This is a genomic window from Citrobacter sp. RHBSTW-00944 (assembly GCF_013615435.1).
Lineage (GTDB): Bacteria > Pseudomonadota > Gammaproteobacteria > Enterobacterales > Enterobacteriaceae > Citrobacter > Citrobacter braakii.
Genome location: NZ_CP055418.1, coordinates 710,969 through 735,511, shown reverse-complemented (window position 1 = coordinate 735,511; position 24,543 = coordinate 710,969). Strand labels below are relative to the sequence as shown.

At 52.7% G+C, this 24,543-nt stretch carries 26 protein-coding genes and 3 tRNA genes; 11 read left to right on the top strand and 18 right to left on the bottom strand.

Annotated elements, in window-relative coordinates; all coding sequences use genetic code 11:
* Window positions 1–39 precede the first annotated feature (39 nt).
* Window positions 40–1,008 (bottom strand): phosphoserine phosphatase, encoded by a 969-nt coding sequence (serB, locus tag HV334_RS03495; protein WP_003829946.1) that lies wholly within the window; start codon window positions 1,006–1,008, stop codon window positions 40–42.
* 115 nt (window positions 1,009–1,123) lie between these two features.
* Here serB and HV334_RS03490 point away from each other — a divergent pair, with 115 nt between their 5' ends.
* Complete coding sequence (locus tag HV334_RS03490) at window positions 1,124–1,768, top strand: YtjB family periplasmic protein (RefSeq protein WP_181221182.1); 645 nt, start codon at window positions 1,124–1,126, stop codon at window positions 1,766–1,768.
* A 17-nt stretch (window positions 1,769–1,785) separates the two neighbouring features.
* Window positions 1,786–2,802 (top strand): lipoate--protein ligase LplA, encoded by a 1,017-nt coding sequence (gene lplA, locus HV334_RS03485; RefSeq protein WP_016151611.1) that lies wholly within the window; start codon window positions 1,786–1,788, stop codon window positions 2,800–2,802.
* Window positions 2,803–2,886: 84 nt separating this feature from the next.
* Here lplA and deoD read toward each other — a convergent pair whose 3' ends face one another.
* From deoD to deoC, 4 genes are all read right to left on the bottom strand, one after another.
* Window positions 2,887–3,606, bottom strand: a complete 720-nt coding sequence (gene deoD / locus HV334_RS03480) for a purine-nucleoside phosphorylase (RefSeq protein WP_000224864.1) — start codon at window positions 3,604–3,606, stop codon at window positions 2,887–2,889.
* A 199-nt stretch (window positions 3,607–3,805) separates the two neighbouring features.
* Window positions 3,806–5,029, bottom strand: a complete 1,224-nt coding sequence (deoB, locus tag HV334_RS03475; RefSeq protein ID WP_016151610.1) for a phosphopentomutase — start codon at window positions 5,027–5,029, stop codon at window positions 3,806–3,808.
* Window positions 5,030–5,079: 50 nt separating this feature from the next.
* Window positions 5,080–6,402 carry a thymidine phosphorylase gene (gene deoA / locus HV334_RS03470; RefSeq protein WP_181221181.1) on the bottom strand — a complete coding sequence of 441 codons (1,323 nt, stop codon included), beginning with the start codon at window positions 6,400–6,402 and terminating at the stop codon, window positions 5,080–5,082.
* A 179-nt stretch (window positions 6,403–6,581) separates the two neighbouring features.
* Window positions 6,582–7,361 carry a deoxyribose-phosphate aldolase gene (gene deoC, locus HV334_RS03465; RefSeq protein WP_016155634.1) on the bottom strand — a complete coding sequence of 260 codons (780 nt, stop codon included), beginning with the start codon at window positions 7,359–7,361 and terminating at the stop codon, window positions 6,582–6,584.
* A gap of 261 nt (window positions 7,362–7,622) precedes the next feature.
* Between deoC and HV334_RS03460 the strand changes: the two genes are divergently transcribed.
* Both HV334_RS03460 and HV334_RS03455 read left to right on the top strand, forming a co-directional pair.
* The gene (locus tag HV334_RS03460) at window positions 7,623–9,173 is read left to right on the top strand and encodes a YjjI family glycine radical enzyme (RefSeq protein ID WP_181221180.1); all 1,551 of its coding nucleotides are present in this window, start codon (window positions 7,623–7,625) and stop codon (window positions 9,171–9,173) included.
* Complete coding sequence (locus HV334_RS03455) at window positions 9,145–10,008, top strand: YjjW family glycine radical enzyme activase (protein ID WP_103766857.1); 864 nt, start codon at window positions 9,145–9,147, stop codon at window positions 10,006–10,008. The genes HV334_RS03460 and HV334_RS03455 overlap by 29 nt, the downstream gene beginning before the upstream one ends.
* A gap of 32 nt (window positions 10,009–10,040) precedes the next feature.
* On the opposite strand, the gene HV334_RS03450 is transcribed toward HV334_RS03455, so the two are convergent.
* The 8 genes from HV334_RS03450 to holD form a co-directional block, all read right to left on the bottom strand.
* On the bottom strand, window positions 10,041–10,817 hold the full coding sequence (locus tag HV334_RS03450) for a metal-dependent hydrolase (protein ID WP_016151605.1): 777 nt from the start codon (window positions 10,815–10,817) through the stop codon (window positions 10,041–10,043).
* Complete coding sequence (locus tag HV334_RS03445) at window positions 10,814–11,887, bottom strand: patatin family protein (protein WP_016151604.1); 1,074 nt, start codon at window positions 11,885–11,887, stop codon at window positions 10,814–10,816. Before HV334_RS03445 ends, HV334_RS03450 begins: the two co-directional genes overlap by 4 nt.
* Window positions 11,888–12,132: 245 nt before the next feature.
* Entirely contained in the window at window positions 12,133–12,294 is a 162-nt protein-coding gene (locus HV334_RS03440) for a DUF1328 family protein (protein WP_003019081.1), read from the bottom strand.
* 127 nt (window positions 12,295–12,421) lie between these two features.
* Entirely contained in the window at window positions 12,422–13,039 is a 618-nt protein-coding gene (gene osmY, locus HV334_RS03435) for a molecular chaperone OsmY (RefSeq protein WP_016151602.1), read from the bottom strand.
* A gap of 306 nt (window positions 13,040–13,345) precedes the next feature.
* Window positions 13,346–14,935 carry a peptide chain release factor 3 gene (gene prfC, locus HV334_RS03430; protein ID WP_016151601.1) on the bottom strand — a complete coding sequence of 530 codons (1,590 nt, stop codon included), beginning with the start codon at window positions 14,933–14,935 and terminating at the stop codon, window positions 13,346–13,348.
* Window positions 14,936–15,027: 92 nt separating this feature from the next.
* A complete protein-coding gene (gene yjjG, locus HV334_RS03425; RefSeq protein ID WP_016151600.1) occupies window positions 15,028–15,708 on the bottom strand; it encodes a pyrimidine 5'-nucleotidase in 681 nt (226 codons plus the stop codon).
* 14 nt (window positions 15,709–15,722) lie between these two features.
* A complete protein-coding gene (gene rimI, locus HV334_RS03420) occupies window positions 15,723–16,169 on the bottom strand; it encodes a ribosomal protein S18-alanine N-acetyltransferase (RefSeq protein ID WP_005123887.1) in 447 nt (148 codons plus the stop codon).
* Window positions 16,138–16,551 (bottom strand): DNA polymerase III subunit psi, encoded by a 414-nt coding sequence (holD, locus tag HV334_RS03415; RefSeq protein WP_003837254.1) that lies wholly within the window; start codon window positions 16,549–16,551, stop codon window positions 16,138–16,140. The genes rimI and holD overlap by 32 nt, the downstream gene beginning before the upstream one ends.
* A 103-nt stretch (window positions 16,552–16,654) precedes the next feature.
* Between holD and rsmC the strand changes: the two genes are divergently transcribed.
* The 4 genes from rsmC (at window position 16,655) to HV334_RS03395 (ending at window position 18,210) form a co-directional block, all read left to right on the top strand.
* Window positions 16,655–17,683, top strand: a complete 1,029-nt coding sequence (gene rsmC / locus HV334_RS03410; protein WP_016151599.1) for a 16S rRNA (guanine(1207)-N(2))-methyltransferase RsmC — start codon at window positions 16,655–16,657, stop codon at window positions 17,681–17,683.
* A 209-nt stretch (window positions 17,684–17,892) separates the two neighbouring features.
* Window positions 17,893–17,979, top strand: a tRNA-Leu gene (locus HV334_RS03405).
* 28 nt (window positions 17,980–18,007) lie between these two features.
* Window positions 18,008–18,093, top strand: a tRNA-Leu gene (locus HV334_RS03400).
* A 31-nt stretch (window positions 18,094–18,124) separates the two neighbouring features.
* Window positions 18,125–18,210 (top strand) — tRNA-Leu (locus tag HV334_RS03395).
* A gap of 39 nt (window positions 18,211–18,249) precedes the next feature.
* Here HV334_RS03395 and HV334_RS03390 read toward each other — a convergent pair.
* Window positions 18,250–18,525, bottom strand: coding sequence for a DUF1435 domain-containing protein (locus HV334_RS03390; protein WP_019078313.1), 276 nt, complete (start codon window positions 18,523–18,525; stop codon window positions 18,250–18,252).
* A 216-nt stretch (window positions 18,526–18,741) separates the two neighbouring features.
* On the opposite strand from HV334_RS03390, the gene HV334_RS03385 reads away from it, so the two are divergent.
* The gene (locus tag HV334_RS03385; RefSeq protein WP_016151597.1) at window positions 18,742–19,818 is read left to right on the top strand and encodes a GGDEF domain-containing protein; all 1,077 of its coding nucleotides are present in this window, start codon (window positions 18,742–18,744) and stop codon (window positions 19,816–19,818) included.
* Window positions 19,819–19,926: 108 nt separating this feature from the next.
* On the top strand, window positions 19,927–20,715 hold the full coding sequence (fhuF, locus tag HV334_RS03380) for a siderophore-iron reductase FhuF (protein ID WP_047414505.1): 789 nt from the start codon (window positions 19,927–19,929) through the stop codon (window positions 20,713–20,715).
* Between the two features lie 29 nt (window positions 20,716–20,744).
* Here the strand turns inward: fhuF and HV334_RS03375 are convergent, their stop codons facing one another.
* Window positions 20,745–22,088, bottom strand: a complete 1,344-nt coding sequence (locus HV334_RS03375; protein WP_181221179.1) for a PTS sugar transporter subunit IIC — start codon at window positions 22,086–22,088, stop codon at window positions 20,745–20,747.
* Window positions 22,078–22,218 carry a hypothetical protein gene (locus HV334_RS03370; RefSeq protein ID WP_181221178.1) on the bottom strand — a complete coding sequence of 47 codons (141 nt, stop codon included), beginning with the start codon at window positions 22,216–22,218 and terminating at the stop codon, window positions 22,078–22,080. The genes HV334_RS03375 and HV334_RS03370 overlap by 11 nt, the downstream gene beginning before the upstream one ends.
* 235 nt (window positions 22,219–22,453) lie before the next feature.
* Between HV334_RS03370 and HV334_RS03365 the strand changes: the two genes are divergently transcribed.
* Entirely contained in the window at window positions 22,454–22,915 is a 462-nt protein-coding gene (locus HV334_RS03365; protein ID WP_016151593.1) for a YbaK/EbsC family protein, read from the top strand.
* 54 nt (window positions 22,916–22,969) lie between these two features.
* On the opposite strand, the gene bglJ is transcribed toward HV334_RS03365, so the two are convergent.
* A complete protein-coding gene (gene bglJ / locus HV334_RS03360) occupies window positions 22,970–23,647 on the bottom strand; it encodes a DNA-binding transcriptional activator BglJ (protein ID WP_029139757.1) in 678 nt (225 codons plus the stop codon).
* Window positions 23,608–24,333 carry a response regulator transcription factor gene (locus HV334_RS03355; protein ID WP_047358383.1) on the bottom strand — a complete coding sequence of 242 codons (726 nt, stop codon included), beginning with the start codon at window positions 24,331–24,333 and terminating at the stop codon, window positions 23,608–23,610. The genes bglJ and HV334_RS03355 overlap by 40 nt, the downstream gene beginning before the upstream one ends.
* Between the last annotated feature and the right edge of the window lie 210 nt (window positions 24,334–24,543).

Here is a 24,543-nt window from a genome sequence, read left to right as displayed (position 1 = left end):
TTATCCGGCCTACGGTCACTTTGCCATCAGGCAATTAAATCATTTCTGGTTCATGCTGCCAGAGAGAATGCAGAACACGCCCATCAGGTCAGCGTGACGGATCGTAATCTCCGTCTTTTCATTCACTTTGGGTTTGGCATGATACGCTATACCCAGTCCAGCCGTTTTGATCATCGGCAGATCGTTGGCGCCATCGCCGATCGCCACCGTCTGCGCCATCGGGATCTCATACTCCTGCGCCAGGCGGGTCAGGGTGTTGGCTTTGTACTGCGCATCGACGATATCGCCGATCACGTTGCCGGTGAATTTACCGTCCATGATCTCCAGCTCGTTTGCCACAGCCGCCGTCAGACGTAGTTTGTTACGCAGATAATCGGCAAAGAAGGTAAAACCGCCGGAGGCAATTGCCACTTTCCAGCCGAGCGTTTCCAGTTTTAACACCAGCTGAGTCAGGCCTGGCATCAGTGGTAGCGTTTCGCGCACCTGGTGCAAAATATTGGCATCAGCGCCCTTCAACGTCGCCACGCGGCTGCGCAAGCTGGCGGTAAAGTCCAGCTCGCCGCGCATCGCGCGTTCGGTAACTTCGGCTACCATTTCGCCGGTTCCCGCCAGTTTGGCAATTTCATCAATACACTCGATCTGGATAGCCGTTGAATCCATGTCCATCACCAGCAAACCCGGCGTGCGCAAATGCGGAATTTTACCCAGTGGCGCAACATCCAGTTTGGCATCATGCGCCAGTTTTGCCGCACGCGGCGTTAACGAGCCCGCCAGACGAATCACCTGATAATCCTCAACGCACCACGCCGCCACGATCACCATCGCCGCACCCAGTTTGCTCTGGTATTGCGTTAACCGTTGTTTATCCAGCCCACGACCGTACAGCAGCCAGCCACTGCGGCCCGCGTGGTAATCCAGCGGCATGACTTCATCACCGCTTAAAGAGAGAGGCAGACCTGGCCACAGAGAAACATCTTCAGGTAGATCGCACCAGGTAATGTTAGGCATTAAAGCTCCTGTAAAATCGTTCGGGTCGGAATCATCAGGGGAAAATAACGCATGAGGCTACCCTGTAACCAGCGCTTCTGGCAACATTAAGTCTCAAATTTTCAGCAGGTGGAATATGGCTCGCACAAAACTGAAATTCCGACTTCATCGTGCAGTGATTGTATTGTCCTGCCTTGCGCTGCTCGTTGCTCTGATGCAGGGCGCGTCCTGGTTTAGTCAAAGCCACCAACAGCAGCGTAATCCGCAGCTCGAAGAGCTGGCGCGCACGCTGGCTCGCCAGGTCTCCTTGAACGTCGCCCCGCTGATGCGTACCGAAACGCCGGATGAAAAGCGCATTAAAGCGGTACTCTCGCAGCTCACGGAAAGTAGCCGTATTCTGGATGCGGGCGTCTACGATGAAAAGGGAGACCTGATTACACGCACCGGTGAGAGCGTCAACGTTCGAGACCGACTGGCGTTGGACGGCAAAAAAGCCGGGGGCTATTTTAACCAGCAGATTGTCGAGCCCATTCAGGGAAGAAATGGTCCGCTGGGCTATCTACGCCTGACGCTGGATACCCACACGCTCGCCACCGAAGCCAAGCAGGTGGATAACACCACCAACATCTTACGCCTAATGCTGCTTCTGTCACTGGCAATTGGCGTGGTGCTCACCCGTACCTTATTGCAAGGCAAGCGCACCCGCTGGCAGCAATCCCCTTTCCTGCTGACCGCCAATAAACCGGTACAGGAAGAAGACAACGAGAAGAAAGAGTATTAACAGAAAGGAAATCGACCATGACGACACTACGCCTGCTTATCTCAGACTCTTACGATCCGTGGTTTAACCTCGCGGTCGAAGAGTGCATTTTTCGCCAGATGCCCGCCACGCAGCGCGTCCTGTTCTTGTGGCGTAACGCCGATACGGTGGTGATTGGCCGGGCGCAAAACCCGTGGAAAGAGTGTAATACCCGCCGTATGGAAGAAGACAACGTGCGGCTCGCCCGTCGCAGCAGCGGCGGCGGCGCGGTGTTCCATGACTTAGGCAATACCTGCTTTACCTTTATGGCCGGTAAACCGGAGTACGACAAAACCATCTCTACCGCTATTGTCCTCCATGCCCTGAACGCGCTGGGCGTAGACGCCGACGCCTCCGGGCGTAACGATCTGGTCGTGAAAACGCCAGACGGCGATCGCAAAGTTTCCGGCTCTGCTTATCGGGAAACGAAAGACCGCGGATTCCACCACGGCACGCTGTTGTTGAACGCCGATCTCAGCCGCCTGGCAAACTATCTCAATCCGGATAAAAAGAAACTCGCCGCCAAAGGCATCACCTCGGTTCGCTCACGCGTAGCGAATCTAACGGAGCTGTTGCCGGGCATCACCCATCAACAGGTCTGTCAGGCCATCACGGAAGCCTTTTTTGCCCACTACGGCGAACGTGTCGAAGCGGAAATTATCTCGCCGGACAAAACCCCGGATCTGCCGAACTTTGCCGAAACCTTTGCCCGTCAGAGCAGTTGGGAGTGGAATTTTGGTCAGGCGCCCGCGTTCTCGCATCTTCTGGACGAGCGTTTCACCTGGGGCGGCGTTGAGCTGCATTTCGACGTGGAAAAAGGTCATATCACCCGTACGCAGGTCTTTACCGACAGCCTCAATCCCGCGCCGTTAGAAGCGCTGGCGGGTCGTCTGCAGGGGTGTTTGTACCGTGCGGATATGCTGCAACAGGAGTGCGAAGCGCTGCTGGTTGATTTCCCACAGCAGGAGAAAGAGTTACGCGAGCTGTCAGCGTGGATTGCCAGTGCAGTGAGCTAAACGCTGGCCTGAAAATGCCGGATGGCGGTCCGGCATACATCGATTGTAGCCCGGTAAGCGCAGCGCTACCGGGCATCACAACACTTACTCTTTATCGCCCAGCAGAACGGATTCCAGTGCGATTTTGATCATGTCGTTGAAGGTCGTCTGACGTTCAGCGGCAGTGGTCTGCTCGTGAGTACGGATATGGTCGGACACGGTGCAGATGGTCAGCGCTTTCGCACCAAACTCAGCCGCAACGCCGTAGATACCCGCCGCTTCCATTTCCACGCCCAGCACGCCGTATTTTTCCATTACGTCGAACATTTCGCCGTCCGGAGAGTAGAACAGGTCAGCGGAGAACAGGTTGCCCACGCGCGCGTCTACGCCCAGCGCTTTTGCCGCATCAACTGCATTACGCACCATGTCGAAGTCAGCGATAGCTGCGAAGTCATGATCTTTAAAACGGATACGGTTTACTTTGGAGTCGGTGCAGGCGCCCATACCGATAACCACGTCACGCAGTTTAACGTCCATACGCACAGCGCCGCAGGAGCCTACGCGAATGATTTTCTTCACGCCAAAATCGGTGATCAGCTCTTTGGTGTAGATAGAGCAGGACGGGATACCCATCCCGTGACCCATAACGGAGATCTTACGGCCTTTGTAAGTACCGGTGAAACCTAACATGCCGCGAACGTTGTTCACTTCACGAACATCTTCGAGGAAAGTTTCAGCAATATGCTTTGCGCGCAGCGGGTCGCCCGGCATCAATACGACGTCAGCGAAATCACCCATTTCTGCATTAATATGTGGAGTTGCCATCTTCAGTTCCCTTTTGATTTATTGTTTTTGTCGGGGGGGTAGCAATGCCTTACCCAACCGACAAAACGAATTCAAATACCCTAAGGATTTCGCGTTGTAGGAAGGCGACGAATTCGGAACCCCGGGAAGCATAGATTACCTATGTGACCGGGGTGAGCGAATGAAGTCAACGCATCTACAGCGCGAAAGACAACGGGTATCACAGCATGTTTTTACCGTAGTCCATCGGCGATGTACCAAAGTAGCTCGCCAGCGTCTGGCCAATATCCGCGAAAGTTTCACGGTGACCTAAAGAACCTGGTTTCACTTTCGGGCCGTAAACCAGCACCGGAATGTGCTCACGAGTGTGGTCAGTGCCGGTCCAGCTCGGGTCACAGCCGTGGTCAGCAGTCAGGATCAGAATGTCATCTTCACCCACCAGTTCCATCAGTTCAGGCAAACGGCGGTCGAACAGTTCCAGACCTGCAGCGTAACCAGCGATATCGCGACGATGTCCCCAGGAAGAGTCGAAATCAACGAAGTTAGTGAAGACAATGGTCTTATCACCCGCTTCTTTCATCTCTTTGATGGTGGCGTCGAACAGCGCGTCCAGGCCGGTAGCTTTCACTTTTTTGGTGATGCCGCAGTTAGCGTAGATATCCGCGATTTTACCGACGGAAACCACGTGACCGTCTTTCTCGTCGACCAGTTTCTGCAGCACGGTCGGTGCTGGCGGCTCAACGGCCAGATCGTGACGGTTACCGGTACGCTGGAAATTACCCGCTTTATCACCGATAAACGGACGCGCGATAACACGACCGATGTTGTAACCACCTTCGGTCAGTTCTTCACGAGCGATTTCACACAGTTCGTAGAGTTTATCCAGGCCAAAAGTCTCTTCGTGACAGGCAATCTGGAACACGGAGTCTGCGGAAGTATAGAAAATCGGCTTGCCGGTTTTCATATGCTCTTCACCCAGTTGATCCAGGATCACGGTACCGGAAGAGTGGCAGTTGCCGAGGTAGCCCGGCAGGTTGGCACGTTTGACCAGTTTATCCAGCAGTTCCTGCGGGAAGCTGTTGTCATGATCGGAGAAATAACCCCAGTCAAACAGAACCGGAACACCCGCGATTTCCCAGTGGCCAGACGGCGTGTCTTTCCCGGAAGAGAGTTCATGCGCCCAGGCGTAGGCACCAATCACTTCCGCGTTACCGTCCATACCAGCAGCAATTTTACCGGTAGAACCTTCGTGAGCTTTCACCAGGCCCAGACGGGTCAGGTTAGGCAGATTCAGTGGACCTTTGCGACCCTTGTCAGCTTCGCCTTTCGCACAGGCTTCTGCAATGTGTCCCATAGTGTCTGAGCCTACGTCGCCAAAGCGATCCGCATCTTCAGTCGCACCAATACCAAAGGAGTCCAGCACCATAATAAATGCACGTTTCATCTTGTTCTCCAACATCTGCGCCGCAAAAAAGCGATCAGATCAGTATACAGTTATTCGGTAATACGACGATAGACTGTCGGTGTAATTTCTGGCGCTTTATCGTCAAGGCTAATTGCCGCTTTGACCGCTTTCGCCGCTTCCTGCCAGCTGGCTTCGTCTTTGGCGTGGATCACCGCCAGCGGACGCTGTCCGTCTACGCTGTCGCCCAGACGCGCCATGTCGCTAAAGCCAACGCTGTAATCAATGGTGTCCGAAGCCTGACGACGACCGCCGCCCATGGAAACAACCGCCATTCCCAGCGCACGGGTATCCATAGCGCTGACAAAACCTTCGGTATCAGCATATACCGCTTTGCTGAGCATTGCCGTCGGCAGGTACTTCGCATAATTTTCGACGAAATCGGTCGGGCCTTTCTGCGCCGCAACCATGCGACCAAAAATCTCTGCCGCTTTGCCGTTATCCAGCACCGCCTGCAATTTCGTACGGGCTTCGACATCGTCTTTCGCCAGATTGCCGGAGATCAGCATTTCCACGCACAGCGCCATCGTGACGTCTAACAGACGTGGATTGCGGTATTCACCTGTCAGGAACTGCACCGCTTCGCGGACTTCTACCGCGTTACCTGCGCTGGATGCCAGTACCTGGTTCATATCGGTTAACAGCGCGGTGGTACGTACACCCGCTCCGTTCGCCACGCCGACAATCGCTTCGGCAAGCGCTTCAGAAAGCTCATAGGTCGGCATAAAGGCGCCGCTGCCTACTTTCACATCCATCACCAGCGCATCCAGCCCTTCCGCCAGCTTTTTCGCCAGGATAGAGCCGGTAATCAGCGGGATGGAATCCACCGTCGCGGTAATATCGCGGGTGGCATAAAAACGTTTATCCGCCGGTGCGAGCGAGCTGGTTTGCCCAATAATCGCCACACCCACGTCTTTAATAATTTCACGGAAACGCGCATCGTCCGGGAAGATGTCAAACCCTGGGATGGCTTCCAGTTTATCGAGCGTACCGCCGGTATGACCCAGACCACGTCCGGAGATCATCGGAATATAGCCGCCACATGCAGCGACCATCGGGCCTAACATCAGTGACGTTACGTCACCCACGCCGCCGGTAGAGTGTTTATCCACAATCGGGCCGTTCAGCTGCAGGCTTTTCCAGTCCAGCACGGTTCCTGAATCACGCATTGCCATGGTCAGCGAAACACGCTCAGGCATTGTCATATCGTGGAAGAAAATGGTCATCGCCAGGGCGGCGATTTGCCCTTCAGAGATGGTGTTGTCGCGAATCCCATTGATAAAGAAGCGAATCTCTTCATCGCTCAGCGCATGACCATCACGTTTTTTACGAATAATTTCTTGTGCGAGAAACATGGTAACCCCCGATAAATCAGGTTAAATGCAGCGGAAAACCCACTGCAATGAATGATTACTCTAAACAATTCGAGTCGCAGGAAGCGGCAAGGAAGCTCATCCCCAGGCGCTTACTACAGTAAGTGACTGGGGTGAGGGAGTGCAGCTAACGCACCTGCGGCTTGCAGTATGACGAGTAATTAGTAGCTGCTTGCGCTCTTACCGTCGCCATGACCCAGCGCTTTCAGCAGGCTCGCCAGCAGGCTGGATGCGCCAAAACGATAGTGACGGGAATCGGCCCAGTCAGCGCCAAACAGTTCGTCAGCAATCGCCAGGAACTGCTGTGCATCTTCTGCGGTACGCACGCCGCCTGCCGGTTTGAAACCTACAGTTTTAGAAACGCCCATGTCGCGGATCACTTCCATCATGATGCGTGCGCTTTCCGGCGTCGCATTTACCGGCACTTTACCGGTAGAGGTTTTGATGAAATCAGCACCCGCTTTGATGGAGATTTCAGACGCTTTACGGATAAGACTCTCTTCTTTCAGCTCACCGGTTTCGATGATCACTTTCAGCAGCACGTTTGCCGCCGCACACGCATCTTTACATGCTTTAACCAGATCAAAACCAACCTGCTCGTTACCGGCGATCAGGGCACGGTAAGGGAACACCACGTCAACTTCATCCGCGCCGTAGGCAATCGCCGCGCGGGTTTCAGCCAGCGCAATCTCGATGTCGTCGTTGCCGTGCGGGAAGTTGGTCACGGTTGCAATACGGATGTCCGGAGTGCCTTGCTCTTTCAGCGTCTTACGCGCGATAGGGATAAAACGCGGATAGATGCAAATAGCGGCAGTGTTGCCTACCGGAGTCTTCGCCTGATGACACAGCGCGATCACTTTTTCATTGGTGTCGTCGTCATTCAGGGTGGTCAGGTCCATCAGTTTCAGTGCACGCAGGCTGCTTGCTGTTAAATCGGTCATAACATTCTCCAACGGCATCGCCGTATAAAATTTCACCTTGCGAGTTTGTTAGTATTCTAACATCCGCTCGCTATTACACTTCGATATACATCACAGTTAATGAAAACCACATACAGATTTGCATTACTCTAATGAGATCTACTTCAAATAAATCACCTTTCAAGAAGGGATGCGGTGGCATCAGGCGCATCCGGATCAAAGGTTGTGGCGGCGTTGCTTTCTACAATGGCGTTACACCTTCGGGATAAAAAGGAATCAACGATGCCCACTTCAAGCGAACTCGCGCTGCAACAGCGTTGCCAACAAATCGTGACCAGTCCGGTGCTCAGCCCTGAGCAGAAACGCCACTTCCTGGCACTGGAGGCTGAAAACGCGCTGCCTTACCCGCAACTACCTGCTGAGGCTCGCCAGGCGCTGGATGACGGGGTGATCTGCGATATGTATGAAGGTCATGCCCCGTTCAAACCGCGCTATGTTTTACCCGACTACGCGCGTTTTCTGGCTAACGGTTCCTCATGGCTGGAACTGGAAGGAGCCAGGGATCTTGATGACGCGTTATCCTTACTCACCATCCTGTATCACCACGTTCCGTCAGTCACCTCGATGCCGGTCTATCTCGGCCAGCTCGACGTTCTGTTGCAACCGTATGTTAGAATTCTAACACAAGATGAGATCGATATTCGAATAAAACGTTTCTGGCGTTATCTCGACAGAACCCTGCCAGACGCATTTATGCATGCCAATATCGGCCCCGCTGATACGCCTGTCACCCGTGCAATTTTACGCGCAGACGCAGAGTTAAAGCAGGTTTCGCCTAATTTGACGTTCATTTATGATCCGCAAATTACACCTGACGACCTGCTGCTCAACGTGGCGCAAAATATCTGCGAGTGCAGTAAGCCGCACATTTCCAACGGCCCCGAAAATGATAAAATTTTCACAAAAGGTCAGTATGGCGTCGTCAGCTGTTACAACTCGTTGCCGCTCGCCGGGGGTGGAAGCACGCTGGTCAGGCTCAATCTGAAAGCCATCGCAGAGCGCAGCACCTCTGTCGATGACTTCTTTACGCGCACCCTACCGCACTATTGCCAGCAGCAAATCACCATCATTGATTCACGATGTGAATTCCTCTATGAAAAATCACATTTCTTTGAGAATAGCTTCCTGGTGCAGGAAGGGTTGATTGATCCCGAACGTTTTGTCCCTATGTTCGGCATGTATGGCCTGGCGGAGGCGGTGAACCTGCTGTGCGATAAGGCGGGGCAGAATGCTCGCTACGGAAAAGACGAGGTCGCCAATCAGCTCGGGTATCGTATCAGCGCCCAACTGGCGGAGTTTGTAGAAAGTACCCCGGTGAAATTTGGCTGGAAGCAGCGCGCAATGCTGCACGCACAGTCAGGGATCAGTTCTGACATCGGCACCACGCCGGGCGCGCGTCTGCCCTACGGCGATGAGCCGGATCCGATCACTCACCTGCAAACCGTCGCACCGCATCATGCGTATTATCACGCTGGGATCAGCGACATTCTCACGCTGGATGAAACCATCAAGCGCAATCCTCAGGCGCTGGTGCAATTGTGCCTCGGGGCGTTTAAAGCTGGGATGCGTGAGTTTACTGCCAACGTGAGTGGTAACGATCTGGTCCGCGTCACCGGCTATATGGTACGCCTGTCGGATCTGGAAAAATATCGCGCCGAAGGTTCACGCACCAACACCACCTGGCTGGGCGAAGAAGCCGCGCGCAATACGCGCATTCTGGAACGACAACCTCGCGTGATTAGCCATGAACAGCAGATGCGCTTCAGTAAGTAAGATCATTCCTTTCTCCTGCGTCGACGGGCCGGGCAGTCGCCTGGCTCTGTTTCTGCAAGGATGTAACCTGCGCTGTAAAAATTGCCACAATCCGTGGACGATGGGACGCTGCAACGACTGCGGGGAATGTGTCCTGCATTGCCCGCATGAAGCGCTGAGCCTGAGTGCGGGGAAAGTGAGATGGCAATCCGACGTATGTCAGCAGTGCGATACCTGCCTGCACATGTGCCCACAGCAGGCCACGCCGATGGCGCAGACCCTGAGCGTTGATGAAGTGCTGCAGCATATTCGCAAGGCGGTGCTGTTTATTGAAGGAATTACGGTCAGCGGCGGCGAAGCGACCACCCAGTTGCCGTTTATCGTGGCGCTGTTTAACGCGATCAAAACCGATCCGCAGTTGCAACACCTGACCTGCATGGTAGACAGCAACGGCATGCTGAGCGAAACCGGCTGGCAAAAACTACTGCCGGTATGCGACGGCGTAATGCTCGATTTAAAAGCCTGGGATAGCGCGTGTCATCGACAGTTGACTGGCCGCGATAACACGCTGATTAAACAAAGCATTACCTTTTTGTCTGGGCAGGGAAAACTTGCGGAACTGCGCCTGCTGGTTATTCCTGACCACGTGGATTATCTACAGCATATCGATGCGCTGGCGGCGTTTATCAAACGTTCAGGTGATGTTCCGGTGCGGCTAAATGCCTTTCATGCGCACGGGGTGTACGGCGAAGCGAAGGACTGGCCGAGCGCCACGCCTGAGGATGTGGAGCAACTGGCGCAAGGATTGCGCGAGCGCGGAGTGGATAATTTGATCTTCCCGGCGCTGTACCTGTAATTGCCGGATGCGACGTATCCGTCGTCCGGCAATTAAAAATCAAATAACGCCGTCGTATTGCGATACAGCGCATCAGCGATAACATCCGCAGGTTCCGGGCGCAGCTCGCAGAGGACATCAAAGACTCTGACCACCTGCTCCGGGCGATTCGGCTGTCCCTGAAAGCCGTTGAGCGGCATATCCGGCGCGTCAGTTTCCAGCAGCAGTGAGTCCAGCGGCAGTTGCGCCATTACCTCGCGGGTTTTACTGGCGCGCGGCCAGGTAATGGTGCCGCCCACGCCAATTTTGTAGCCCAGTTGCACAAAACGTTCGGCCTGCTGCACGCTCCCGGAAAATCCATGCACCACGCCGGTTCGCGGCAAAGCATGGCGTTTCAGGTGCATCGCCAGCTTGTCATGAGTGCGCCGCGAATGCAGGATCACCGGCAGTTCGTAACGCTTCGCCAGCTTAAGCTGCGCTTCCAGCAACCGCTCTTGCTTATCGAATTGCGGATCGTCCCGATAAAGATCCAGCCCAATCTCGCCTACCGCCACCAGCTTTTGCGGGCGCTTATCCAGCGCCTGCTGCAACTGCTCCAGACAGTCATCGCTATGTTGTTCAATAACAATGGGGTGCAGCCCCAGGGCGGCAAACAATGGAGGGTAATTTTCCGCTAACGCCAGTACACGGGAAAAATTTGCCGCCTGGGTGGCCGGAACGATAATGCTTTGCACGCCGACGTCAGCCGCGCCCTGAATACTGGCAGATTCATCGCCCGTAAACGGCGGAAAATCAAAGTGACAATGCGTATCAATAAAACGATAACTCACGCCAAATCCTCATTATTAAACGTCGTGTCGTTAGCCTGAGGCGCATTGGTCACCACCGGCGCGTGAGCGTCGTTAGCCACCGGCGCAGGTGGAACCACGACCGGTCCCGGCACCACAATCTTCGGCGTCTGACGAGGCAGCGGCGCATTTTTCGCCAGCAGCTTGCCGACGGTTGCCAGGAAGTAACGACCACACAGGCGTCCGGTCTTGTAATCTTCCCGCAGCGCCGGAATACGGCTTCCTAATGCCATGCTATGGAGCGGTTTGGGCGGGTAGATCTCAAAGATACGCAACTTGCCCGGCGGTTTCTCAATAAAACTCTGAATCGCGCGATAGCTGGCTTCATGGTGCTGGACCAGATTCAGCAGCGGTTGCAGGCTGCTTTCGCCCAGCCAGCGTTCCATACGCTTGAACCACTGCGGGGTGTAATACATTTGCGAAGGCACGGTGCGGATAACCACCAGCGTTTTTGCCCCCTGCTTCGCCGCTTCCTGCACGGGAATGGCGTCGCTGACTCCCCCATCGAGATAATTCACACCATCCAGCGCAACCCCGGCGCGGTAGAACCCGGGAATAGCGCTGGAGGCACGAATAAGATCGAGCCAGTTTTGCCGGTTCGGCGAAAAATAGCCAGGCGTGTAGTCATCGCCCCGACAGGCGCACATATAAAACGATTTCCCTGCGGCAAACAGGCGCTCGGCGTTATCCATCGCCAGCGGCATCTGAGACGCAGTCGAATCCACCAGCCAATCGAGATCGATTAAATTTCCCCCGCGCACAAAGCGCACCGGGTCAAAAAATTCACGTCGGGTAGTGTAACGCATGATGACTTTACGGCCGTAACCCGGCTGGTTACAAAGATAGGCTGAAAGGTTTTGCGCACCAGCGGAGGTCCCGTAGAAGAGATCAAAAGGATTGAACTGCGCGCGCATGAATTCATCCAGTACGCCAGCGGTGAAGATGCCTCTTTGTCCGCCGCCCTCACACACCAGCGCCATACTGCCTGGTTGAAACGGACGTAACGATAACGGCGCAATATTGCCGAGCGTGACGGGTATTCTCTGCCCCACCTCTGCCTTCCTGTTGTTTTTGTAATAGAACAACAAAGTAACGCAAATTGCCTGATGCTAAAACCGTAAAAGCCAGTCCGGTGGACTGGCTTAGTAGCAAGTTATCTTTACGGTTAATCCCCAAAATAATTCGAGTCACAAGAAGGCGGCAAGGGCGTGAATCCCGATCTGCTTACTCTGGTAAGTGATACGGGCGAGCACGCGTAGCCAACGCACCTTTAACTTGAAGAATAAAGGGGATGTCGCTAGGGCCGTTTACGACCTGTAAACAGGCTGACCAGAAACAGAATGATCCCCACCACAAAAACAATTTTCGCTGCGCCAGCAGCGGTACCCGCCAGTCCACCAAAACCCAGTGCAGCGGCAATTAACGCGATAACCAGAAATATGATGCCCCATCGAAACATGCGCTTCTCCTTTACCATAGTTAATGTCACCGCTTGATATGAGCACTCAGGCTGCCCATCGGCGATATTTTCAGTGTGGTGCACAACACGCCTCCCGACAAACGTCGGGAGGACGAATTAAGTCTAATTAGTGAGTTTTAAGATCGTTTTTGACGCTTTTCACGCCATCAATCGCTTTGGCGATGCTCTCAGCGCGATCGCTTTGAGCCTGTGATTCAACGGTTCCTGAAAGCTGTACCACGCCATCGGTGGTTTCAACTTTCACTTTGCGGGAAGGGACAATATCATCGGCCAGCAGCTTGGCTTTTACCTCACTGGTGATTGCCGTATCGCCCGCATAGCCTTTTACAGAAGTGTCTTTGCTATCACGTACGTGCAATTTGTCGCTAACGGAGGTCACACCCTCAACGCCTTTGGCGACTTTAACTGCCTCTTCGGCCTGTGCCTGGCTTTCAACAAACCCGCTTAGCGTCACCACCTTCTGGTCGGTTTTAACGGAAATGTCGGTGCTCTTAATGCTATCGTGATCCACCAGCGCGGCTTTTACTTTCGCAGTGATGGTGCTGTCATCCATGAAATTACCGACTTTGTTCATGGAGCTATCGACTTTCTGCCCCGCACTTTCGACGCCGGATTGCGTTTTATCCGTCGTGGAGTTTTCTGCATAAGCAGAACCCGTTGCAACAGCGGAGGTCAGCATCACGGCCAGCAGCGTTTTAGAAATCTTAAGTCCTGTCATTGTCATAGATGTATTCCTGTATGTTTGCTAAAAGCTGCGCTCTGTCGTAAAACGGCTTGAGCCAGCAACTAATCTTGTAAGTGGAATAAATATCAGCAATAGAAGCTGCAACAGGCAGCCTAAAAAGCATTTAACGCCGACATTTATGTCATCACATTGTTAAATATAGTTCAGGATTTCGTGATCGCAGTCCAGATTGACTAAAAAACGTGCAAACAAAAGAAAAACGAGAGGTTTTAAGAACATTCCGCAAGGGATTTAAAAGACAGGAAAAGTTGTAGGGCACGGCGGATACCGTGCCCTGAAGGTCGATTAGTGTTCGCGCGTTTTGCGGAACTGAACGTCAGGGTAACGTTCCTGGGTGAGATTCAGGTTAACCATGGTCGGCGCGATATAAGTGAGGTTATCGCCGCCATCCAGCGCCAGCTGAATTTCGTTTTTACGCTTGAATTCTTCGAATTTCTTCACGTCAGAACACTCTACCCAGCGTGCTGTCGCTACGTTGACCGACTCATAAATCGCTTCAACGTTGTATTCGCTCTTCAGGCGTGAAACCACCACGTCGAACTGCAGCACACCAACAGCGCCCACGATCAGATCGTTATTAGCGATCGGACGGAAAACCTGCACTGCGCCCTCTTCGGACAGCTGAACCAGCCCTTTCAGCAGCTGTTTCTGCTTCAACGGATCCTTCAGACGAATACGACGGAACAGCTCCGGCGCGAAGTTCGGAATACCAGTGAACTTCATCATTTCGCCTTGGGTAAAGGTATCGCCAATCTGGATAGTGCCGTGGTTGTGCAGACCCAGAATATCGCCCGGATACGCTTCTTCCACGTGAGAACGGTCACCAGCCATAAAGGTCAGCGCATCGGAGATAACCACGTCTTTACCAATGCGCACCTGGCGCATTTTCATGCCTTTCTCGTACTTGCCGGACACCACGCGCATAAACGCCACGCGGTCACGGTGTTTCGGGTCCATGTTGGCCTGAATTTTAAACACGAAGCCGGTGAACTTCTCTTCTGAGGCTTCAACGACACGGGTGTCGGTTTTACGCGGCATCGGCGCAGGCGCCCACTCCACTAAGCCATCCAGCATATGATCAACGCCGAAGTTACCGAGCGCGGTACCGAAGAATACCGGGGTGATTTCGCCCGCGAGGAACAGCTCATGGTCGAACTCGTTAGACGCGCCCTGCACCAGCTCCAGCTCGTCGCGCAGCTGCTGCGCCAGGTCTTCCCCCACGGCGGCATCGAGTTCCGGGTTGTTCAGACCTTTAACAATGCGCACTTCCTGAATGGTGTGGCCTTTACCCGTCTGGTACAGGTAAGTTTCGTCTTTATATAGGTGATAGACGCCTTTGAACAACTTACCGCAGCCAATCGGCCAGGTGATCGGCGCACAGCCGATTTTCAGTTCATTCTCGACTTCATCCAGCAGCTCCATCGGATCGCGGATGTCACGGTCGAGTTTGTTCATAAAGGTCAGGATCGGGGTATCACGCAGACGGGTAACTTCCATCAGCTTACGGGTCCGGTCTTCAACACCTTTTGCGGCGTCGATGACCATCAGGCAGCAGTCCACCGCCGTCAGAGTACGGTATGTATCTTCAGAGAAGTCTTCGTGCCCTGGGGTGTCCAGCAGGTTTACCAGGCAGTCATGATATGGAAACTGCATCACAGAAGTGGTAATGGAGATACCACGCTGCTTTTCCATTTCCATCCAGTCAGATTTCGCATGCTGGCTGGAGCCACGGCCTTTTACCGTACCGGCGGTCTGGATCGCCTGTCCGAATAACAGTACCTTTTCAGTAATTGTCGTTTTACCGGCATCCGGGTGAGAAATAATGGCAAAAGTGCGGCGTTTGGCCACCTCTTGCAAATAAGGAGACAACGTCATAGTCAAATCTTCTTAGGTAAGCACGGCAACAGGCCGTGCAAGTTGAATACGAAAAATTGCGGCTATTTTACCCATCAACGGGGGGGAGGCAATCAGTGTTTACACAGGAGCCGCTCCAGTTCGCTTAATGACGCTACAGTCCAGGTCGGCTGAATGCCCGCTGGCTGCTCGCGGTGGTGCGTATTTAGCCAGCAGGTGGATAGCCCGGCGTTAATGCCGCCAAGAATATCGGACTCTGCGGTGTCGCCCACCATCAGTACGCGGGAACGCTCAGGATTGCCCGCCTGCTCCAGCGCATGGTCAAAAATACGGGGATCGGGTTTTGCCACGCCAACCTGCTCAGAAATCACCAGCAGGTCAAAATAGTCGCGCAGCCCCGTCCGCTCAAGGCGGATTTGCTGCAACGCCGTAAAGCCGTTAGTAATAATACCGATTTTTGTTTTATCACGAATCGCATTGAGCAGAGAAACCGCCCCTGGCAACGGCGAGCAAATCTCCGCCATCGCATTGATAAAGGCGTCATTAAGCTGGCCTGGCTCAACCTTCAGGCGTTCAGCCCAGCTCTGAAAACGAGCGTGCTGGAGTTGTAATGAGGTTATCGCACCGTTTTGATAATCCACCCACAGCGGTTTATTTACGGCCTGGTAGTCCTGAAAATCTTCAGCGGTAAAGGTAATGCTATAGTCGAGAAACATCCGCTGTAAGCCGGTAAACGAGTCAAACGTAAACAGCGTTTCGTCGGCATCAAAGAAAATCCAGTCCCACTTCTTCATCATTACACCTTGTCTTACATGCTGATTGGCAATGCCATTATAATGGCGTCTTCATGACCATCGGCCGTCGGATAGTAATTGCGCCGGATCGTCGCCTCGTTAAAGCCCAGGCTTTCGTACAGCGCGATAGCGGCAGCATTTGAGGCGCGTACTTCAAGCCACAGTGTCAAAATGCCACGCTTTTCCAGCTCATCGATCAGGTATTCCAGTAGCTCACGCCCCAGGCCCCGGCGCTGAAAGTCAGGATCGACGGCAATATTGAACAGCGTAGCTTCATCCAGCACGACCTGTGTAATCGCAAAGGCGGCCATTACGTCGTCAACCCTCAACTGAAAATTGAGGTAGCGATCGCCCTGGTTGCTGGCAAATGTTTTTTCACTCCACGGAAAAGCGTGGGCGCGTTTTTCAATCTGAAATGCTGCAGGTAAATCAGTCGGTTCGAGGGAAGAAATCGTGTTCATATGCGCAGATTTGTTGCCATAACGCGGCGCGGGCCGCGGGGTTTTCCCGTAATTCATTAAAGGCAGGACTCTCGACCTGAGCGCCCTCCAGCAGCAGCGGCTCTTCGGTTCCCAGCCGCCAGCTATTACAGCGACTGCCCTGCGGCAGCATGGCGACACGGTCAGGCGTCAGTTGTAAAACCTGATCCGGGCTGACGGTTAATGCGCGTAAAATATCGCTCATCAACGGTTCGGTTAGTGCGGGTAATTGTGCAGCAACCATCACCAAACGGACGTGCGCAGGAATTGAAATCGCGATCTCGCCCTGCAGTGCGCCGGGACGACGCAATGACCACTGCGTAATGCCCAGTTGCTGTAACTGCCAGTCTCGTCGGGATGTCATAGCGAAACACTCCTGTCTATCAGGGGCGCAAATATAGCAAATTTGTCGAATCCGTGCCATCAAACAACTATAATCCCCCGCTGTACAATTTAAGGAGCACTCCATGTCTGCTTTTACCCCGGCAAGTGAAGTCTTGCTGCGCCACAGTGATGATTTCGAACAAAGCCGTATTCTGTTTGCCGGTGATTTGCAGGATGACCTGCCTGCCCATTTTGAATGCGCCGCCAGCCGTGCGCACACTCAGCAGCTTCACCACTGGCAGGTGCTTAACCGCCAGATGGGCGACAACGTTCGCTTTAGCCTCGTCGCCCAGGCCGATGACGTTGCCGATAGCGATACGCTGATCTACTACTGGCCGAAGAATAAGCCGGAAGCCCAGTTCCAGTTGATGAACATTCTGTCGCTGTTACCGGTGGGCACCGATATTTTTGTTGTTGGTGAGAACCGCAGCGGCGTTCGTAGCGCAGAGCAGATGCTGGCCGAATACGCGCCGCTGAACAAAGTCGACAGCGCGCGTCGCTGTGGCCTGTACCATGGTCGTCTGGAAAAACAGCCGGTCTTTGATGCAGAAAAATACTGGGATGAATACCAGACCGAAAATCTGACCATCAAAACGCTGCCGGGCGTATTCAGCCGTGACGGCCTGGATGTTGGCAGCCAACTGCTGCTCTCCACGCTGACGCCGCACACCAAAGGCAAAGTTCTGGATGTCGGCTGTGGTGCAGGCGTACTCTCCGTCGCCTTAGCCAGCCACTCGCCAAAAGTGCGCTTGACCCTGTGCGATGTTAGTGCCGCCGCCGTTGAAGCCAGCCGCGCAACGCTTGCTGCCAACGGTATTGAAGGAGACGTAATCGCCAGTAACGTCTTTTCTGACGTGACGGGTCGCTTTGATATGATCATCTCCAACCCACCGTTCCACGATGGGATGCAGACCAGCCTCGATGCCGCGCAAACGCTGATTCGCGGTGCAGTGCGCCACCTCAACAGCGGCGGTGAACTGCGTATCGTGGCGAACGCCTTCCTGCCTTATCCGAAGGTACTGGATGAAGTGTTTGGCTTCCACGAAGTTATCGCGCAGACCGGTCGCTTCAAGGTCTATCGCACCATCATGACGCGTCAGGCGAAGAAGTAGAACGGCCATCCCATGCCGGATAAGGTGCCTGCACCGCCATCCGGCAGGGTTTGCTAAATGCGGGGTGGCACTTCGTTTACACGGCCTGCGTTTAGCGCCCATTTTTACATCAATTAAGCGCGTCCTGGGCAATTAACTATTGACGAAAAGTTGAAAACCACTAGAATGCGCCTCCGTGGTAACGATACTTTTTTAAGTGTCGATGGTATGCGAAGGTGGCGGAATTGGTAGACGCGCTAGCTTCAGGTGTTAGTGTCCTTTCGGACGTGGGGGTTCAAGTCCCCCCCCTCGCACCATAATCCACGTTGATATTGCTCGCACTGGGCGAAGGTGGCGGAATTGGTAGACGCGCTAGCTTCAGGTGTTAGTGTCCTTAGGATGTGGGGGTTCGAGTCCCCCCCCTCGCACCAACGAGGCGATATCAAAAAATAAGATGACTGTGCGAAGGTGGCGGAATTGGTAGACGCGCTAGCTTCAGGTGTTAGTGTCCTTAGGATGTGGGGGTTCGAGTCCCCCCCCTCGCACCAATTATCTTATTTCCCTCTCGATTTTCTTCCCTGTTTTGTTCATCCCTGATTCCCGTTCATCATCACCAGAACAATGCCGCCGATCAGCGCCGCACATGAAGGCAACAGGACAAAATGCCGCAAACGCTTGTGGTACAGCATGAGTGAAGTCAACAGTAATCCTAATACAATCATCGCCTTCCATACGTAGACCGACAGGTCGCTAAATGCCATCCCGGCAATCAGTATTCCCGGCAGCAGAACACCCCATCCACTGCCCAGCGTACGTTGCAACATGGTACCACCTATGACATTGATAATGATAACTAATATCATATGATAAATTTTCTCATTTGTCAGCTGAGAGGCACTATCAATTATATGAGTTTTACTTAACGATTGATGACATGAATAATTTAAGGTGATAAATTGCTCGCCGGTTAGCTTTTCAACTAAAAACAATAAAAACCTCTGCGAATGATACCCCGTTCGTTATTTGTTTTATTTACCAACACACCTTCGTACATTGCAGATAACTAACAATATTTACCTATGACAGTACAATCCTGGCGAGCTCTGCGCACCAAAAAATACCAACTCTCTTTACGATTGTTTCTGCTACTCAACGCAGTCTCCGCGTTGTTTACGCTTTTTTTTCCCCTGTTTGCCGTCAAAGCGTTGTCAGTACCGGCGTTGCTGATTCTCGTGATGAGTACATTGTTGCTGGCATGGCATAGGAAATATGTGGATAAAAGAATTAATCTTCCTTTTATTTCAATCGTTTTTGGTTTGCTATGGGCATTACATATTTTCCTGAAATATAACGCACTGGGTCATAATGATTATTATTTTCTATTAATCGCGCTTCTCAGCGTGCTGTTTATTGGATCTATCGCTTTTGCCAATAATATCATCGCGTTTACGCTTCACTCATTGCCTTCCGTCGCCGTCTGTTTATGGCTGAATGGCAGCGAGCATGGTTTGCGAATTATCTATTTTATGGCGCTGCCCATGGCCGGGATCGCCATCCAGCATGTGATACAAAAGCGCTACGATGGCTTCGCCCAGCAGCTGATGTATAAACTGCTGGAAGAACGGGAAACCCTGAACGGGCTCAGCATGCTCGACCCGCTAACCGGTTTGTACAATCGTCGGGGGCTGCAACACCGACTCGATACACTGTTGGCCTTGAGCAACGCGAAGCACTACGTCTTGCTGCTGGATATCGACCATTTCAAAGCCTATAACGATCACTACGGTCATATGATGGGAGATCAGGCGCTGATCCGCGTCTCTGCCGCGATTCGTGACTCCGTGCGCTCCCGGGACGTGGTGGCGCGCTTTGGTGGGGAAGAGTTTATGGTTTTGCTGACCGCGGTCGATCCCCAGCAGGCCCAGGCTGCCGCCGAACGTATTCGCCAGAAGGTGTACGACCTTAAAATTCCTCACATGTTTAACGAGAGCGTGGCAACCAACGTAACCGTGAGTATTGGTATTGCGCCTCTGGTCGAGCAGGATATTGATGCCGCTGTTGCCCGAGCGGATAAAGCCCTTTATGAGGCCAAGAGCCTTGGGCGCAACAGTACGCTGGTCAGCGATGACCTGCGGGTAAACTGCCCTTCTGCCTGAGCTATCTGTGCGGTGGCGCCCGGGATGGCGACAAAGATCTTGCCATCGCTCAATGTCAATTATAGGATTAGCAATCATTATCATTAAGATTAACATCCTTATATCGACATGGCTTATCGTTCCGCACCGATCGTTGAAGATGTCATCTGGCGTAGCCCTCTGCCTGCAAAGATGCCCTCGCTGGCTGCTGCCGTACGCGCAACGATAGCCAACACCCGTGAGCACCTGCTGGACTTCATTCGTCTTGACGAAACGCCCGTGCCAGGAGCGATGACGCTACATGAATGGACGCAATCAACGACGCTAAGTTCATTGCTGGCTGTCTATTCAGACCATATTTATCGCAATCAGCCCACGCTGCCACGCGAAAATAAGCCGTTGATTTCTCTCTGGGCGCAGTGGTATATCGGCCTGATGATGCCTCCGCTCATGGTGGCCCTGCTGACGCAAAAAGAGGCCATCGATGTCTCTCCTGAACACATGCACGTAGAATTCCACGAAACAGGCCGTGCTGCCTGCTTCTGGATCGACGTGCATCAGGATCACCAGGTCACGGCCCAGTCTCCTCAGCAACGCATGGAAACACTGATTCTCTCGGCGCTGACGCCGGTTGTGCAGGCGCTGGAAGCGACAGGCGAGATCAATGCGAAGCTTATCTGGAGCAACACCGGATATTTAATTCACTGGTATTTAACGGAAATGAAGCCGTTATTAGGTGAAGAACTGCTGACCACACTGCGCCAGACCTGTTTTTTTGAGAAGCAGCTCTCCTGCGGTCAGGATAATCCCCTGTGGCGTACCGTTGTTCCGCGCGAGGGACTGTTAGTGCGCAGAACCTGCTGCCAGCGCTATCGCCTGCCCGATGTCCAGCAATGCGGTGACTGCACGCTGAAGTAAGCGAGGAGCCGTAGCCCCTCGCCCGTCAGTTATGCAACCTGCTGATTTTCCTCTTCTATACGCTGTGCTTCTTCTTTTTCCTGCGCTAATAGCTGCTTTTCGTAAACCTTAAAGAATGGGAAGTAGATGACGGCAGACACCAGTGCCAGCAGGACAACCAGAATGGCCGCACGATAGTCCCAGCCTAACGCCCACGCCGCGCCAACCGGTGCCGGGGCCGTCCAGGGAACCACTGAAATCACCCGCCCAATCAAATCTAGCTTCATCGCCGCCCAGGCCAGCACCGCGTTCACCATCGGGGCCAGCAGGAAGGGAATGAAGAACACCGGGTTCATGACAATCGGCGTACCAAAAATCACCGGTTCGTTAATATTAAAAATGCTCGGGACAACGCTCAAACGCCCGATCGATCGTAGATGGGCCGAACGGCTACGCAGATAGCAAATCACCAGCCCCATCGTCGCGCCGGAACCTCCAACCACAATAAAGAACGTCCAGAACGCTTCCATAAAGATATGCGGTAAAGGCGCGCCCTGCGCCAGCGCCGACTGGTTCATCCCGAGATTGGTGAGCCAGAACATTTGCAGCATTCCCGACACAATTGCCGCGCCATGAATACCGGCAAACCACAGCAGATGGCCGATCAGCACCGCCAGCAGTATCGCTGGCAGAGAATCCGCTGCAGACACCAGTGGTTTAAAGATGGCCATGATGGCCTGCGGGATCAGCATGTCAAACTGCGACTGAATCACCAGACTCAGCGGGTACAGCGTAAGCACCACCACCAGCACAGGGATCAGCAGATCGAAGGAGTTTTTGATCATCGGCGGCACCTGATCGGGTAAACGAATGCCGATGTTGTGCGCCTTCAGGAAGCGCATCATTTCAACGCAGTAAATAGCCACCAGGATCGCAGTGAAAATCCCCGTACCGCCCAGGCTATCAACCGGCATAGTGCCTTTGGTTTTCGGTGCAGCAATCAGCAAAAAAGCCATGATCGATAGCATCGCGCACATGAAGGGATCTAGCTGATGTGACTTCACATAGTGCTTGCCCAGGTTATAAGCGATAGCCGCACATATGTAGACTGACATGATCCCCATCGTCATATCAAACGGTGTGAGGATTTGGCCTTCAAACTGTTTCGCCATATCCAGCCACGCACGTGCAAACCCCCAGGTGGTATCCGGAGAAAAAGGCGGATAGGCGAAAACCAGCAGAAACGAGCCTACGATCATGAAGGGCATCGCCGAAATAAACCCATCACGGATAGCCATCACATGACGTTGTGAAGAGATGCGCCCGGCAACAGGGCTGACGTAATTTTCAACGAAGCGGAAAATCGCATTAAACACAGCATGATTAGTAGACATAGCCGTTCTCCCGTTGTGCAAAACCCTGCAACCGTGCTGGTATCAACACCACCACGTAAAGCCCATTACTGCTTTTCGCAACCGTGCCGGGAGGAACGCCAGCGCTACTGTATTTTGAGTTCAGTTTCATAGATGGCTCTTATTATGTAATACAGAGGAAGTGACAACTTCAGTATTAATCGCCATTTGAGCATTCTGCAACCGGTTACTGTAACCGGTTTCTTTGATTGTGAAGATGATCGAAAAACTGCCAATGTTGCCATGTTGTTATATTAAAATATTTACAGCGAGCTTGCCCCTATGACAAATTACGCCATGCGGTTTTCTGCTGGATGGAGCTGCCTGTAGGCGATTTGGAGAGAAGAATGAGTTTGCAATCAGTACGCCAATTTTTAGCGCAATATGCACCAGATATTGAGATTATCGAATTAGATCAGAGCACAGCTACCGTCGATCTGGCAGCGAAAGCCCATAACGTCGAACCTGGCCAGATCGCGAAAACGCTTTCTCTGAAGGTCAAGAACGACATTATTCTGGTCGTCGCCAAAGGTGATGCCCGACTGGATAACAAAAAGCTAAAGAGCACTTTCGGTGCCAAAGCCCGGATGTTGAGTAGCGATGAAGTGGTGAACGCGACGGGCCATCCTGTTGGCGGCGTTTGCCCTTTCGGACTGGAAACGCCGATTTCAGTGTACTGCGACGTTTCGTTGAAGCATTACGCTGAAGTGCTTCCCGCCGCAGGCGCCATCCACAGCGCCGTTCGTATCACGCCAGAAAGGATGGCTGAGCTGACTTCCGCCACCTGGGTGGATGTGTGTCAGGGATGATTCACGTTCCGTGCCGATAACGAAACCCGGCACGAAACGATCTAACATTACCCGTTAAGAAGCCGCCTGTAGAAAAGGTGCAGGTTCACCTGCACGCAGGTACAGCAGGATATCTGCAGCATCCAGCAGTCCGGCATCTGAGCTCACGCCCAGCTTGGACATCACATTAAATTTATGTGCCCGAATGGTTTTAATATTCCGCTCTAACTGAGCAGCGATCTGCGGCATTGAATAGCCATTCGACATAAAGCGCAGTATTTCTCGTTCTGTTGGACTGAGCATACGGCTTTGATTGATATACCAATGGTTTTTAGAACCTTCGGTTCCCCGGTTGGGACCGTTCAATACCGTAAATAACGCGTCCTGCAGTACCGTTAATGAAGAAGATTTGCTCACAACGCCATCTAACGGCAACGGCGACAAAGAGCCGATTAATCGCGCTTCAGCGTCATCATCAGCAATAACCACCCGGCGAATACGCGGAAAATTTACCGCTAATTCCGTCAGATAAGCTAACCCGGCCCTGCGATCGGTTCTGATTGCAGAGAGGGAGAAAATAACCGCCGAAAACGACGTTTTTAACATCACCTGACTAAATGCAGGCTGGCTCGAAAAGATATGAAGTTCGTATTGGTTATCCGGCATGGTATTAAACAGGCTCTTAATACCGACGCTACTCATCGCGCACTTCTCTACCAGCGCAACGTTTCTTTTGATGCTTCGGCTTTCCATTCCGTGGTTTCTCCATAAACTGAAGGTAAATTCAATTCTCGCGATCCTTGAGAACTGTTTATCCAGGCGTACATTTCTGCATTGCTATGTATCGACAAGCGACGCATAGCGCTGTTCTTTTGGGCGCTGATCGTTTTATTGCTTTTCTTCAGCAATGTCGCAATCTGATTAATTCCCCAACCTTTTCCCAGGAGTCTCAGCACTTTCCTCTCCGAGAGGGTAAGTACAATTGAGCGGGCGCTATGGTCTGCTAATTCTGGCATCAGGGGCGGAGAGAGCAGAGACTTGCTAATTCTCTCGGCACGGCTATTTCCTGCGTGAATAACATTCACCAAACTTTCAATCGTCTCGGCATCAGATAACAGCGAACTGACAGGGCACATCAGCAATTCAATGGCCAGCGGATAAAAAACACGAGAAACGAGAAATACCCAGTGAATATCGCGGTATTGAGATAATAAAGAATAATATTGTTCGCAGACTGAACGTGGATGATTACAGTCTCCGGATAAGTCAGCAATCACCAAATCGGCACAACGCAGCTGCAGCAACGTCAATTCTTCGACGGAGCGGCAGTAGGTAAGTTCATAATCAGCGAACTGCCCCTGCATTACACCTTTAAGTCCGGTTTGTACGATCGGTAATTTACTAATAATAATTGCGTTTTTGCAGCGTCCTGGCAACATATCTCCTCCACATTCACCAGTCCGTATTCGCACGTATTAAAAATCCCCTGATAAATTAAAAACATTAATTAACAGGAAACCCTAAACAATAGACGAGGTGAATTGTTTATCCTTGGCTTTTATTTATAAATAAAGTTACACCGCTACAATCCCAGTAGCATCAAACTATTGAACCATCATGCCAATAATTACTCATAAATACACTCTTTG